Genomic DNA, 14,936 nt, shown 5'->3' with positions numbered 1-14,936 from the left:
ATATTATGTTAGATTTATACGTAGAAGCAAATGGTAAAAAGTTGAGGTGTGGATATACTACCGGATCTTGTGCTACAGCGGCAGCTAAAGCAGCAACTAAGATGCTTTATGATATAGAAAGACAAATTATTGATAATATAGAAATAATAACTCCAAAGGGAATTAAGCTTTCATTAGACATCCATGATGTAAAATTTGGAAATGATTTTGTTGAGTGTTCTGTCATCAAAGACGGTGGAGATGATATAGATGTTACCAATGGAATTAAAATTTTTGCAAGAGCAACTAAAAAAGAACATGGATATAAACTAAAAGGCGGAAAAGGTGTAGGAAAGGTAATGGGAGAAGGGCTTTATATAAAAAAAGGAGAACCTGCAATAAACCCTGTACCAAGAACTATGATAGAAAAAGAAGTAAAAGCGGTACTTCCAGAAAATGTTGGAGTTGAGATAACTATATTTATACCTAAAGGAGAAGAAATAGCAAAGAAAACTTTTAATCCAAGATTGAATATAGTTGGGGGGATATCTGTTCTAGGAACTACAGGAATAGTAATGCCTATGTCGGAAGATGCCCTTATTGAATCAGTAAAGTTAGAGATAAATCAAAAGGTTGAAAGTGGAAGCAGTGAACTTATATTATTGTTTGGTAATATGGGGGAAGATTTTGCTAAAAAGTTTAATTTAAGTACTAAGGATATGGTTATTATGTCTAACTATGTTGGGAAGGCTTTAGAAACTGTTGTAGCTAAAAAAATTAAGAAAGTAACAATAGTAGGTCATATAGGTAAATTATGCAAAATTGCTAGTGGTGCATTTAATACACATAGTAGAGTATGTGATGTAAGGCTAGAGACTTTAGCTTTAGAGCTAGCTCTTATGGGATATGATAAAGAATTAGTAACTAATGTATATAATGAAAAAACCACAGAAGGTGCTGTTGAACTTTTAGGTGATGGTTTTGAAAGTTTATATGAAAATATAGGGAATAAAGTTATAAAACGAATGGAAATGTATACATATGGTGAGATTAAAGTAGATGCAATAATGTATTCTATGAAAAGAGGAGTATTATTTAGTTCCTTAAAAGAAAGTAGGGAGTAGAGTATGGTTTATATAGTTGGTCTTGGACCAGGAAATAAAGATTATATATTGCCAATAGCAACCCAAACTATGGAAAAATGTGATGTTATATTAGGGTTTAGTAGAGCTATTGAAAGTATTAATCATATAAAAAAAGAAAAAATGCCATTAAATAGTTTAAATTCCATACTAGAATATATTGATAAAAATAAAGAAAAAGAAATATCAATAATTGCATCAGGAGATCCTTGCTTTTATGGAATAACAAACTATATAAAGAAAAATTTTAATGGAGAAATACTAGTAATACCAGGAATAAGTTCATTTCAGTATTTTATGTCCAAACTTTGTAAATGTTGGAATGGGGTTCATTTAGGAAGCCTACATGGCAGAGAAGAAGAATTTTTAACAACTATAGAAGAAAAAGGATCAGGAATATTTCTTACAGATAAAAACAATTCACCTAAAAAGTTATGTAAATTACTATATGAAAATAATTTTAAAAGTAAAGTATATATAGGGGAAAATTTATCATATGAAGATGAACAAATTTTTCAAGGTGAACCAAAAGAATTCATAAATGTAGAATTTAATGGAATTTCCATTATATATATAGAGAAAATTTAAAATTATTATAGGGATATATGGTGGTGAATAATAATGAAATTTATAAAAGATGAAGAGTTTATTCGTGGCAATTGTCCGATGACAAAAGAGGAAGTAAGAGTTTTAAGTGTTAGTAAACTGGAACTTGAAGAAAATTATAGAATTTTAGATATAGGAGCAGGTACTGGTTCAGTTTCTGTACAAATGAGCAAAATTTGCAATAAGGGACAAGTTATTTCCGTGGAAATGAATAAAGATGCTATAGAAACAACTAAAGAGAATATTAAGAAATTTAATGTTGAAAATATGATATTAATAGAGAAAGAAGCATTAGAAGCTTTAGATTATATAGATGGAACTTTCGATGGTATTTTTATAGGTGGAAGTGGTGGAAATATAGATAAAATTATAGAACTTTATGGCAATATGCTTAAACCAAATAAAAAAATAGTATTAAATTTTATAACAGTAGCTAATTTATATAAGGCTGTAGAGACTTTGAAAAATTTAAATTATAAAGTTGATATATCTCAAATAACTGTAGCCAAAGCTAAGGGGAAATCTATGATGCTTATGGCAAATAACCCAATATTTATAGTTGTAGGGGAAAAGCAGTAAAAAACAAATGAAGCATATGAAATAAATAAGTGATTTGAGATAGTACTTGTTGGATAAAATTAAATCATTAAAAAATGTAATTAAAGGAGAATGGGAAATGAGTAAATTAGGAACTTTATATGGAATAGGTGTTGGACCAGGCGGAGAGGAACTTTTAACATTAAAAGCAATAAGAACTATAGAAAAATGTGATGTGATAATAGCTCCAAGTGCTATGAATGGTGGGGTAAGCATAGCATATGAGACTTGTAAAAATTTTATAAAAGAAAATCAAGAAGTTGTTATAAGTCATTTCCCAATGGGAAAACCAGATAAGGAAAAAAAGGTTTTTGATGCATTTAAAACTATAGAAAAATATTTAAAAGATGGAAAAGATGTTGCGTTTTTGACTATAGGAGATGCTTTCGTTTATAGTACTTACATATATTTATTAAAATACATAAAAGAGCAAAATTATAAAACAGAAACAATACCTGGAATAACATCATTTTGTGCTAGTGCAACAGTTGCAGATAAAATACTTGTAATAGGTGATGAGCCATTATTAATAGTTCCAGGATGCAGAATAGATTGCATAAAAGATGAAAAATATGTTGTTATAATGAAATTCTATAATCAAGAAGAAAATGTATTGAATTATTTGGATGAAAAAGGCTTTGATTATGTTTGTGTTCAAAGAGCATATAGAGAAGGGGAAAAGATTTTAAATACAAGAGAAGAAATCTTAAATAATAAAGATTATATGTCACTTATAATAGCACATAGAGATAGTGAATTTTAGAAATAGGAAAAAGGATTAATAGTAATTTTGGAGGTAAGAAAATGGAAAATAAACTTTACTTTATAGGAGCAGGTCCTGGGGATGCAGATTTAATAACGGTTAAAGGTAGAAAGATAATAGAAGAGGCAGATGTAATAATATTTGCTGGTTCGTTAGTTAGTAAAGATCACTTTGAATATTGTAAAGAAACTGTTGAAATACATAATTCTGCTTCTATGACATTAGAAGAGGTTATAGATGTAGTGAAAAAATCACATAGTGAAGGTAAAAAAGTTGTAAGACTTCACACTGGAGATCCTGCAATATATGGAGCGATAAAAGAGCAAATGGATGAACTTGATAAATTAAATATAAAATATGAAGTAGTTCCAGGGGTAAGTTCATTTACAGCAGCTGCTGCTGCAATAAAAAAAGAGTTTACACTTCCAAGTGTTTCACAAACTGTAATACTTACAAGAATGGAAGGAAGAACACCTGTTCCAGAAAAAGAAGATTTAGAAAGACTTGCTGGAATTGGAGCATCAATGGCATTATTTTTATCTGTAGGAATGATTGAAAAGGTTGTTGAAAAATTAAGAAGAGGTTATGGAAGAAATGTACCAGTAGCTGTCATTCAAAGGGCAACTTGGGGTGATGAAAAGTATGTTACAGGAACATTAGATGATATAGCGGAGAAGGTAAAAGAAGCTAAAATAACAAAAACAGCACAAATTTTAGTTGGAGATTTCATAGATTGTGACTATGATAAGAGTCTTCTTTATGATAAAACTTTTTCACATGAATATAGAGTTGCAAAAGATGAAAACACTAATAATTAGTGCAACTAAAAATGGAGATGCAACATCAACATTATTAAAAGAAAAGCTAGAAATTTCAAATTATAAAGTAGATATATGTTTAAAAGAAAAATTAAAGAAAAGTGGACTTCAAAGCACATGTAAAGAAGCTATGGGAAAATATAATAATATAATATTTATAAGTTCTACTGGAATTGCAGTAAGAGGAATAGCTCCATTTATAAAATCAAAGGATATAGATCCAGCGATAGTTGTAGTTGATAATTCTTGTAAATATGCAATAAGTCTTTTAAGTGGACATTTAGGTGGTGCTAATAATCTTACAGAAAAAGTTGCTAATATATTAAAATGTGAAGCAGTAATAACAACAGCAACAGATAATTTAAATATAATAGCACCAGATATATTTGCAATGGAAAATAATTTAGTAATAGATAGTTTGAAAAAGTGTAAGGATATAGCTGCATTTTTAGTTGAAGGAAAAAAAGTTGGATTTTATGATGATAAAAATTTTTTACATGCTCCAAAAGGGTATTATAATAATTTAAACGAAGTTTCAGCTATGGTATATGTAACGAATAAAATGAGAATAAATGAGAATATAAAAACTTTAAAACTTATAAGAAAGGATATAGTTTTAGGAATTGGTTGTAGAAAAGATTATGATGTAAAAAACATGGAAGCGAATGTTTTGAAAGAATTAGAAAAGCTTAATATTGATATAAGAAGTATAAAAGAAATAAGTACGGTAGAAATTAAAGCAAAGGAAAAGGCTATACTTTCTTTGAAAGAAAGGTTAAATTGTAAGTTAAATATATTCTCAATAGAAGATATAAAAAAAGTAGAAAATAAATATGAAACAAGTGAATTTGTGAGGAAAACTATAGGGGTAGGTGCGGTATCTGCACCTGCTGTAGAATTAAGTAATGCAAGAGTTTTAATAGAAAAATTAAAATTAGAAGGAATGACACTTTCTATAGGAGAAAAATTGGAGGAAAAATAATGGGAAAATTATATGTAGTAGGAATTGGGCCAGGTGGTCTTGAATATATGACTTTAAAAGCAAAACAAGTAATTGAAGATGTAGATATAGTTGTAGGGTATACTAAATACTTAGAAATGATAAAACCACTTTTGAAAGATAAAGAAGTTTTTTCAACTGGAATGCGTGGAGAAGAGGACAGATGCAAAAAAGCATTAGAGCTTGCAAAAAATAAAACTGTTGCAGTTATAAGTACTGGAGATTCAGGAATATATGGAATGGCAGGACTTATACTACAACTTCAAGAAAATCAAGAAGTTGAGGTAATTCCAGGAGTTACAGCATCAAGTTCAGCAGCATCTATAATTGGAGCTCCACTTATGCACGATAACTGTAATATAAGTTTAAGTGATTTACTAACACCATATGATTTAATTAAAAAAAGAATAAAACTTGCAGCAGAAGGAGATTTTATAATATCTCTTTATAATCCTAAAAGTAATGGAAGACCACATTATTTAAAAGAAGCTATAGAAATAATAAAAGAATTTAGAGGAGAAAATACTCCAATAGCTGTTGTAAAACATGCACTAAGAGAAGGACAAGAGGTTAATCTATATACATTAGGTAACTTTACCGATGAAAAGGTTGATATGATGTCAATTGTAATAATAGGAAACACAAAAAGTTTCTATAAAGGAGATAAATTTATAACTCCTAGAGGATATAACGTTTAATAGGATTCTAAAATGACATTTCAATTTATGCATTGAATCTTTGCTAAAAGATATATTTAATACTACTATTAGAAGAATCGGTAGTAAGTATGATAATTATGAATTTAATAATTTAGAAAGAGTGGTGTTGTAAATGATAGGTCTTATTTTAGGTACTAGTGAAGGGAAAGTTATAGTAGAAAAACTTAATAAATACACTGATGATTTATTTATATCAGTTGCAAGTAGCTATGGTGCAACTATACTTTCAAGTGGAAAATTTAAGATTTTAAATGATAAACCATTAAAAAAGGAAGAATTAAAAGAAATATTATTAAAAAACAATGTAACAAAGCTTGTAGATGCATCTCATCCTTATGCTTTAGAGATAACAAAAAACGCAATGGAAGTTTGTGATGAGTTGAAAATTAATTATATACGATTTGAAAGAAAGTCAATTATAAAAGGCTATGGAGATGTAGAAAATATAATTGAAGTTGAAAGTTACGAGGAATTATATAGTATTTTAAAGGATATAAAAGGTACAATATTAAATACAACAGGTAGTAGAAATATTGAGAAAATATTAAATTTACATTTAGAAAATAGAATAATTCATAGAGTACTTCCTACTTTAAAAGTTCTTCAAGAATGTGAAGGTTTAAAAGTTAAAGTAGAGGATATAATAGCTATGAAAGGACCTTTTTCTAAAGAATTAAATTTAAGCTTTATAGATGAACTTAATATAAAGGTTATGCTTTTAAAGGACAGTGGTATAAAAGGTGGAACAATGGAAAAACTAGAGGCTATTAAAGAAAGAGGTATACTTGGAGTAGTTATTGGTCGAAAAAATATAAAGTATGATGTAGTATTTGACAATGAGGAGGAACTTGTTCAATACTTAATAAAAGAAAGAGGAAATTATAATGAACAATAAAACAAGAAAATTAGTTACAATGGCATTATTTATAGCTTTAAGTTTTATAGGGGCTAATATAAAATTGCCAGGAACAACAATAGCTTTTGATTCTATGCCAGCTTTTTTAGCATCTATGATATTAGGACCTATATATGGTGCAGTGATAGGTTTTATAGGACATTTAATAACTGCAGCTACTAGTGGATTTCCACTAACAATTATAGTACATTTAATTGTTGCTATAAATATGGCAATAACAATGATAGGTGTTGGTTATACTTACAAATGGTTTTCAAAAGGCAATTTAAAGCTTAGAGATATTGTGGTTATTCTAGTTGGAGTTGTATTAAATGCACCAATATCAACAGTGATGTTAATTCCTGTAGCAGGAAAAGGAATTCTAGGAATGATACCACCTTTAGCAGTAGCGGCATTAGGAAACATATTATTAGCTTTAATATTAGAAAAAGTACTACCTAAAAAATATTTTATATAAATAAAAAAGAGAGGTTAAGCTTTATGAATAAAAAGGCAATTTTAGTAGTAAGTTTTGGTACAAGCTTTCAATGTCAATTAAAAAGTTGTATAGAAGAAACAGAGAATAAAATAAAAGATACTTTTAAAGAATTTGAAGTAAGACGAGCATTCACTTCAAATATGATAATAAAAAAATTAAAAGATAGAGATAATATTGAAATAGATACAGTAAAGGAAGCATTAGACAAATTAAAAGAAGATAATTTTAAAGAAGTCTATGTACAACCATTACATATAATATATGGCGAAGAGTATGATAAAATAAAAAGTGGTATGAATAATTATAAAAAGTGCTTTGAAAAGTTAGAACTGGGAACACCACTTTTATATAATAATGAAGATTACTTTGAAGCAGTAAAAGCACTAAAAGCTCAAATTCCAGAGAATCAATTAGTATTATTAATGGCTCATGGAACTGCACATAAAGCAAATTCTGCATACTTTCAATTTGAATATGTAGCAAAAAAAATGGGGTTTGATAGACTTTTATTTGCTACAGTAGAAGGATATCCATTAATAGAAGATGTGCTTGATGATTTAAAAGCAAAAGAATTGAAAGAAGTTACATTAATGCCATTAATGCTTGTAGCAGGAGATCATGCAAAAAATGACATGGCATCTGATGATGAAGACTCATGGAAATCCATATTAGAAAAGGAAGGATTTAAAGTAAATACTTATTTAAAGGGATTAGGGGAAAATAAAAATTTTCAAAATATATATATAAAAAAATAAAAAATTTAATAAAATAAAAAGAAGGCTATTTAAATATAAAGTGTAAAAATTTAAATAGCCTTTTCTTATGAATAAAAATAATTTTTAGTGTAGAGTTATTTTTATGGATTATATATTAATTTTATTTGATAAATCTTTTTTAAATAAAAACATACTTATAACAAAAGCAATTAGCGATGGAATTATCCAAGAAAAACCTACATTAGAAAGGGGGATTATTTTTATAAAGTTATTTATAAAAATAATGTTATGGTTTGTTAATTTATTTACAGTGTCTAATATGCTCATTATTAAGCAAGTATACACAGTAATTTTAACAGTTTTGTTATTTGAAACAAATTTTCCAGCTAAAGTTATTAATATAAGTATTATAACTATTGGATAGAGTATTTGAAGTACAGGTACGGCAAAATTAACTATTTTTTCCACACCGCCACTTCCAAGAAAAACACTGGTAATACTTATTAGAATTGAAAATGTATTATAGGAAATTTTATCCTTAGATAGTTTATTAAAATATTGTGCTGCAGTAGATGTAAGTCCAATTGATGTAGTAAGGCAAGCAAGGGCAACAGCTAATGCAAGAAATATAGATCCTAAAGAACCTAAATCTTTATTAACTATTTCAATAATTAATGCAGAACGACCTAAATCTTTAGAAATTATTGTAGAGGATTGACTTCCTAAAATCATAAGACCGCCATAGACTAAGCCTAAACCTATTATTGCAATTAAGGCGGATTTTATTGTAACTTTCATTATATCTTCTTTTTTAGTGTATCCTTTTAATCTTACTCCAGTTAGAACAATAGAGGCCATTATTACTGAACCCATTCCATCCATTGTTTGATAACCTTCAAGTAAAGAATAAGAAAATGTATTTTCAAAATTAGTATTAACAATTGGGCCTATTGGAAATATTAAACCTTTAATAATTATTATAGCTAAAATAACCAAAAGTAAAGGTGTTAAAAATTTACCTATATTATCTACTATTTTAGAAGGTTTCAATACAAAGGCTAGAGAAATAGCAAAATAAACTATAAGAACTACATATGGATTTATAGATGGAAATATAGGTTTAATTGCTAACTCATAAGTAGTAGCTCCCGTTCTTGGAATCGCAAGCATTGGGCCTATAGATAGAACTAATGCAGTAGTAGATATTATGGAAAATATTTTACCACATCTACTTGAAATATCACTAAAGGAACCATTAATTTTAGCACAAGCTATAATACCACTTAAAGGAAGTCCTACCCCTGTAATTAAAAATCCAATAATAGCTAAAGGAACTTTATTACCGACTAAGTTTCCAATATAAGGGGGGAATATTAAATTTCCTGCGCCAAAAAACATTGCGAAAAGAGCAAAGCCAATAACTATAAAGTCTTGTTTAAATATTTTTTTCATGAAAACTCACCTCTAAAGAATACTACATATAATAAGTTATTGTAGAAATTTAAAATTACTTTTTAACCTATAACTAGAATATCCTGATTCATAAAAGAGTAAGTATATGCTCAAGAGTAGAGTAAATTTTATAAAAAAATCTAGAATAAAATTTTTCTAAAATTTGAGCCTGTTTCACTATAATTATTTACAATTTTTTGCTATACAGGTATTTTATAAACTTAAAATATGCCTTTAACATAGTATATATAAACGAAATAATAAAGTGTGGCATTTAATAAAAAATTTACATCAATTGTAAAAATGTTTATAATGGAAATATTAATTCATAATTTCCTTTTATATTAAAGAAAAGAGATACAGTAAAAATTAAAATAAGTATGTTTCTATATGATAAATTTTTTATACAAAAAAAGAGATATCCACCATTAAATTTTATAAGTTAATGGTGGATATCTCTTTATATTTTAAAGTGTTAATTAATTTCTAAAGTTTCAGATTCATTGTTTAAAGATTTATTTTTAAATAGTATCATACCTATTATAAAAGCTATAAATGTTGGGATCACCCAAGCAAATCCTAAGCTAGCAAGTGGTATAGCTGATACTAATTTATCCAATAAGGCTATACTTCCATTTGTTAATCCGTTTACTGTATCTAATATACTTATTAGAAGTGTAGTATAAATAGTAATTTTTACAGTATTATTATTTGAAACAAATTTTCCAGCTAAAGTAATTATTATTAAGACTATTACTATTGGGTATAATATTTGTAATACGGGACCAGCAAATTGTACTATTTTTTCAACTCCACCAGTTCCAAGTAAAGCACTAACTGTACTTATTATAATAGCAAAAATATTATAAGATATTTTACCATTAGTTAAACCACTGAAGTATTCTGCCCCAGTAGATATAAGACCTATTGCAGTAGTCAGGCATGCTAGTCCAACTGAAAGACCTAATACAACAGTACCTAAAGAACCTAGATGTCTTCCTACTATTTCAACAACTAAAGCTGATCTTCCAATATCCTCAGTTATTATTGTAGATACTTGACTACCTAAAATCATAAGGCCACCATAAACAAAAGTTAAACCAACAACTGCTACAAGACCAGATTTAATGGTAGCGTTTATTATATCTTTTTTATCTGTATAGCCTTTTGCTTTTACAGAAGTTAAAACTATAGAAGCAAATATTACTGAAGCCATAGCATCCATTGTTTGATATCCTTCTAGTAATGAATTTGAAAAAGCACCTTGATAGTTAGTTTCAACTACTGGTCCTAGTGGTACAAGTACACCTTTTACTATTATTATTCCTAACATCACCAAAAGTATTGGAGTTAAAATTTTACCAATATTATCAATTATTCCTGATGGTCTTAGTACAAAAGCTAAACAAATGCCAAAGTAAACTATAACGCCTATAACAGGACTTACAGATGGGAAAATAGGATGTATTGCTAATTCGTAAGTAGTAGCTGCAGTTCTTGGTATAGCAAGCATTGGGCCTATAGCTAAAACTAATGCTGTTGTAGCTATAATAGAAAATATTTTTCCAACTCTTCTAGACATATCTGTAAAAGATCCATTTATTTTAGCACAAGCTATAATACCACTTAAAGGAAGTCCTACTCCTGTAATTAAAAAACCAATAATTGCAAGTGGGGTTTGGTCTCCTGCTAATTTACCTATGTATGGTGGAAATATTAAATTTCCTGCACCAAAGAACATTGCAAACAGTGCAAAACCTATAACTATGAAATCTTTTGGGGATATTTTTTTCATATTAACTCTCACCTCATAAAATTTATATTACAGTATAGCAAGGCTATCCGTATTTGTTTTTGCTTATTATATCATGAATTTTAACAATTAAAAATTGTCATACAACTGTAATATGAAGATGAAAAAAAAGAAAACGTTGTATTAATACAATATTCATAAGTCAAAAAAATAACTACAAATTTGTAAGATAGATTAAAATTTTAACATAAAGTAACAAAAATAAATTTTATATAAAAAATTCACAATACAATAATTATTTATATAATTCTACATAAAGCTGTAGAACTAAGAATAACATAAGAACTTGAATGAAAAATTTAATTTGTTTTCTAATATAGTTAAGAACAAAATTTCACAATTTAAAAAATGATAATATAAATAATCTTAAAAATAAATAGAATAAATAAACAATTTATTGGTATTAAAAGGCTATTTGTTAAAAAAATTGTTAACTTTTAAATCCTATACTTAAAAAACTATGATTATTTAAGTGGTATATATAAAGATTATGAAATTAAATTAAAAACAAATAGGGTATAATCCCTATTTGTTTTACAATTTAGATATATACTTTTTTAAAGAAATTATAAAAAAGAGTATAGATATACCAATTAATATTAATTCATAAATAAAAAAGTATGGATTTCTGTAAAAATAAAAAACAATCCAACTAATCCTAAAAATAAGGATAGATAGATTAGATGTTTTCCACAATATCTTTGAATTTCTTCATAAACATGATTTTTATTAGACTTTATATAGTTAGGTTCTTTTTTAGGGCTTTGTATAATAAAAGTTATGCCAAGAAAAAAACAGATAATAGAAAGAACTATGGAAAGCATAAAAACCTCCTAACATAGTATTTAAAATTAAATACTATTATTTTTGATTATTGTTATTTAAATTTTTTATAAGCATTTTTAAATATTTATCCCAAAATAAAATAGCTGATATTATTCCAAGTATGAAAATCACAAATTCTATATATATGACAAATTTATTATCTATAAAATAGAATAAAAAACCTCCCAAAATTATAAGAAGTAATCCTAAATATATTAAAAACTTACCATAGGTTTTTTCTTTTACATATGGAAGGCTATTTTCAGTAAATTTAGAAATATTTAATTTAGAAATCTCTTCTTTTGAAGGATACAGGCAAAATACAATTCCTATAAAAATAAAAAGTAAACCACCCAAAATACAAAGCATACCCTTAACCTCCATAATAAACTATTCTCATAATTAGTTTATTATTAAATACCATATTTGGTTAATAAAACTTTTATAACTAGTATTTTAAAATAAAAAATTAATTATAAAATAGATTAGATAATTAATTTCATGGTAAATATTTGAAAAAACTACTTAAAAATGTTAAACTAGAATTAGACTATATAGAATAATTAATTAAATAGTATTTTTATATTTGATATTAAAGTAGATAGGGGGAATTATTTTGGGGTAAAGGAGCTTGTACTAAACGAAGTAGTTAATAATTATAAGAAAAATAATGTAGGAGTATCGGCAATAGATATAAGTAATAGTTTAAAAATGAATAGGGCTAATGTTAGTAGATACTTGAATGAATTAGTAGAAGAAGATAAGCTTGAAAAAATTCATGGAAGACCTGTTTTGTTTAAGTTTAAAGATGAATTGAAGAAAACTTATAATTATAATGTGGAAAATAAAAATTCTTCTATTGATGAAATAATAGGAGCAACAGGCAGTTTGAAATTATCGTTGCAACAGGCTAAAGCAGCAATTATATACCCACCTAATGGACTGCATACTTTAATATTAGGAGAAACTGGTGTAGGAAAATCTTATTTTGCAGAACTTATGTATACTTATGGGATTGAAAGCAAGAGATTTAATAATAAGTCACCATTTATAACATTTAATTGTGCTGATTACGCAGATAATCCTCAGTTACTTATAAGTAACGTTTTTGGAGTGAAAAAAGGAGCATATACTGGAGCTAATAATGATAGAGAAGGATTACTTAAAAAAGCTGATGGAGGAATAATCTTCTTAGATGAAGTTCATAGATTACCACCACAAGGTCAAGAATTACTTTTTACATTTATGGATAAAGGTTATTTTAGACCTTTAGGAGAAACAGAAAAAGTTATTAAAGCATCAGTTCAAATTATAGCAGCTACCACAGAAGACCCAAGCTCTAATCTACTTAAAACTTTTGTGCGAAGAATACCTATGACTATTACTTTACCAACATTAAAAAATAGAGGTGTTAATGAGAGATATAGGCTTATAGAGTTATTTATAAAAGAGGAATCAAAACGGATTAGTAAAAATATTTATATAACTCATAAGGCTTTAGCTGCATTTTTAAGTTATCAGTGTTTAAGTAACATAGGCCAATTAAAAAGCGATATACAATTAGCATGTGCAAAAGGTTTTTTAAATTATAAACTAAATAAAAAAAAATATGTATTAATAACTCAAGAAGATATTTCAAGTGAAGTAAAAAAAGAATTATTAGACACTAATAATTATATAAAAAAAGTATATGATGTTTTGAAAATTAAAGGGGATGTAATTAGTTTTTATTATAAAGAAAATGATGAAGAAACTATTGAAAATTATATAAAAATAGAAGATGATATAGATTTCTATGACGGAATAGAAAGAAAGTTTATTGAATTGAAAAATAAAGGACTTGATGAAGATGAAATAAATGAAATAATAAATATAGGTATAGAAAGTCACTTTAAAAGTTATGTTGGACAAGTTCCTAAAGAGGCAGAGAAAAGCAGCGTAAAAAAAATAGTAGGTGAAGAAATATTAAATTTAGTAGATTACATCCTAAATTTTGCAGAAAAAAAGTTAAAAAGGAATTATGGTGAAAATATATATGTTGCCTTTGCATTGCATATTAATGAAACAATAAAAAGAATAAATAAAGGCAAAAAAATATATAATCCTAAATTAGATTTTATAAGGGCTAATTATAATAATGAATTTTTAGTTGCTATGGAAATTACTAAAGAAATAGAATGTAATTTTAAAATTCAATTACCATTAGATGAAATAGGATATATTACATTATTTTTAGTTAAAAATTATTTATATTTAGAGCAAGCTGCAGATGAAAAGGTAAATATAGTTTTAGTATTACATGGAGAAAGTACTGCTACAAGTATGGCAAATGTTGTGAATGAATTAATAGGAGTAAATCACATAATACCTATAGATATGCCATTAAATATGGAAGGTGAGAGAATATATAGTATTGTAAAGGGAATTGTGGAAAAAGTAGCAAATGACAAAGGGACATTATTGTTAGTTGATATGGGGCCTTTAGTAAATTTTGCAGATATGATATATGAGGAAACAGGCATAATTGTAAAATCTATAGACAATGTTACTACATCAACAGTTATAGAAGCATGCAGAAAAGCTATCTTTTGTGAATCTTTAGATAGCATTTATAAATCCATTGTAAATAAAACAATTTATGATAATACCATGGATACTAAAATAAATTTAAATAAAGAAAACATTATAATAACAGCATGTTTTACTGGGGATGGTGCAGCAGAAAGACTAAAAAGAATTATTAAAGATAAGATTCATATAGATAAGAATGTAGATATAATTTCAATGAATATAATAAATAGAATAGAGTTTTTAACTGCTATAGATTATTATAAAGAAAATTACAATATAATTGCTATTGTAGGAACAATACCTATTTATATTAAGGATGTAATGTTTATATCTGCTATTGAAATATTGCAAAAAGAGGGTATTAAAAAGCTAGAGAATCGCTTAAAAGAAGAAAATATTTATAACAATATTAGTGAAACATTAAAAGAACATTTAGGAGTTAAAGATTGTTATCAACTTTTAAATATTGTAAAAAATGTTATTGATAAAATAAAATATAATTTATCAATAGAAATCATGAAAGAAGTAGAGTTAGGTATAG

General features: G+C 26.8%; 15 protein-coding genes. 11 read left to right on the top strand and 4 right to left on the bottom strand.

Translation table 11 applies throughout. The annotated features are described in order from the left end of the window. The first annotated feature begins 5 nt into the window (after positions 1-5). The 10 genes from cbiD to CSGHG_RS13770 all read left to right on the top strand — a co-directional run bounded on the left by cbiD (position 6) and on the right by CSGHG_RS13770 (position 7,773). The gene (cbiD, locus tag CSGHG_RS13815) at positions 6-1,103 is read left to right on the top strand and encodes a cobalt-precorrin-5B (C(1))-methyltransferase CbiD (protein WP_010296458.1); all 1,098 of its coding nucleotides are present in this window, start codon (positions 6-8) and stop codon (positions 1,101-1,103) included. A 3-nt stretch (positions 1,104-1,106) separates the two neighbouring features. Then, the gene (cbiE, locus tag CSGHG_RS13810; RefSeq protein WP_010296455.1) at positions 1,107-1,709 is read left to right on the top strand and encodes a precorrin-6y C5,15-methyltransferase (decarboxylating) subunit CbiE; all 603 of its coding nucleotides are present in this window, start codon (positions 1,107-1,109) and stop codon (positions 1,707-1,709) included. Between the two features lie 33 nt (positions 1,710-1,742). Next, a complete protein-coding gene (cbiT, locus tag CSGHG_RS13805; RefSeq protein WP_010296454.1) occupies positions 1,743-2,306 on the top strand; it encodes a precorrin-6Y C5,15-methyltransferase (decarboxylating) subunit CbiT in 564 nt (187 codons plus the stop codon). Between the two features lie 97 nt (positions 2,307-2,403). Next, the gene (locus tag CSGHG_RS13800; RefSeq protein ID WP_147582230.1) at positions 2,404-3,087 is read left to right on the top strand and encodes a cobalt-factor II C(20)-methyltransferase; all 684 of its coding nucleotides are present in this window, start codon (positions 2,404-2,406) and stop codon (positions 3,085-3,087) included. A 41-nt stretch (positions 3,088-3,128) separates the two neighbouring features. Next, positions 3,129-3,905, top strand: a complete 777-nt coding sequence (gene cobM, locus CSGHG_RS13795) for a precorrin-4 C(11)-methyltransferase (protein ID WP_010296452.1) — start codon at positions 3,129-3,131, stop codon at positions 3,903-3,905. After that, complete coding sequence (cbiG, locus tag CSGHG_RS13790) at positions 3,886-4,887, top strand: cobalt-precorrin 5A hydrolase (protein WP_147582228.1); 1,002 nt, start codon at positions 3,886-3,888, stop codon at positions 4,885-4,887. Before cobM ends, cbiG begins: the two co-directional genes overlap by 20 nt. Next, positions 4,887-5,603, top strand: coding sequence for a precorrin-3B C(17)-methyltransferase (cobJ, locus tag CSGHG_RS13785; RefSeq protein ID WP_010296450.1), 717 nt, complete (start codon positions 4,887-4,889; stop codon positions 5,601-5,603). Before cbiG ends, cobJ begins: the two co-directional genes overlap by 1 nt. A gap of 133 nt (positions 5,604-5,736) precedes the next feature. After that, complete coding sequence (locus CSGHG_RS13780; RefSeq protein WP_010296449.1) at positions 5,737-6,519, top strand: cobalt-precorrin-6A reductase; 783 nt, start codon at positions 5,737-5,739, stop codon at positions 6,517-6,519. After that, entirely contained in the window at positions 6,509-6,997 is a 489-nt protein-coding gene (locus CSGHG_RS13775) for an ECF transporter S component (protein WP_010296448.1), read from the top strand. The genes CSGHG_RS13780 and CSGHG_RS13775 overlap by 11 nt, the downstream gene beginning before the upstream one ends. A gap of 23 nt (positions 6,998-7,020) precedes the next feature. Next, positions 7,021-7,773: a sirohydrochlorin cobaltochelatase gene (locus CSGHG_RS13770; protein WP_010296442.1), complete on the top strand. Its 753-nt coding sequence runs from the start codon at positions 7,021-7,023 to the stop codon at positions 7,771-7,773. Between the two features lie 108 nt (positions 7,774-7,881). Here the strand turns inward: CSGHG_RS13770 and brnQ (CSGHG_RS13765) are convergent, their stop codons facing one another. The 4 genes from brnQ (CSGHG_RS13765) to CSGHG_RS13750 all read right to left on the bottom strand — a co-directional run bounded on the left by brnQ (CSGHG_RS13765) (position 7,882) and on the right by CSGHG_RS13750 (position 12,193). Then, complete coding sequence (gene brnQ / locus CSGHG_RS13765) at positions 7,882-9,186, bottom strand: branched-chain amino acid transport system II carrier protein (RefSeq protein WP_010296440.1); 1,305 nt, start codon at positions 9,184-9,186, stop codon at positions 7,882-7,884. A 475-nt stretch (positions 9,187-9,661) separates the two neighbouring features. Continuing rightward, the gene (brnQ, locus tag CSGHG_RS13760) at positions 9,662-10,981 is read right to left on the bottom strand and encodes a branched-chain amino acid transport system II carrier protein (protein WP_010296438.1); all 1,320 of its coding nucleotides are present in this window, start codon (positions 10,979-10,981) and stop codon (positions 9,662-9,664) included. 617 nt (positions 10,982-11,598) lie between these two features. Then, the gene (locus CSGHG_RS13755) at positions 11,599-11,823 is read right to left on the bottom strand and encodes a hypothetical protein (RefSeq protein ID WP_010296436.1); all 225 of its coding nucleotides are present in this window, start codon (positions 11,821-11,823) and stop codon (positions 11,599-11,601) included. Between the two features lie 37 nt (positions 11,824-11,860). Next, positions 11,861-12,193: a hypothetical protein gene (locus CSGHG_RS13750; RefSeq protein ID WP_010296435.1), complete on the bottom strand. Its 333-nt coding sequence runs from the start codon at positions 12,191-12,193 to the stop codon at positions 11,861-11,863. Positions 12,194-12,535: 342 nt separating this feature from the next. Here CSGHG_RS13750 and CSGHG_RS20885 point away from each other — a divergent pair. Continuing rightward, positions 12,536-14,936, top strand: a 2,401-nt coding sequence (locus CSGHG_RS20885; protein WP_010296432.1) for a sigma-54-dependent transcriptional regulator, incomplete at its 3' end; no start/stop codon positions are given.

The sequence above is a fragment of the Clostridium senegalense JC122 genome, assembly GCF_000285575.1.
GTDB lineage: Bacteria > Bacillota > Clostridia > Clostridiales > Clostridiaceae > Clostridium_J > Clostridium_J senegalense.
This window is presented reverse-complemented; position numbering and strand designations above follow the sequence as displayed.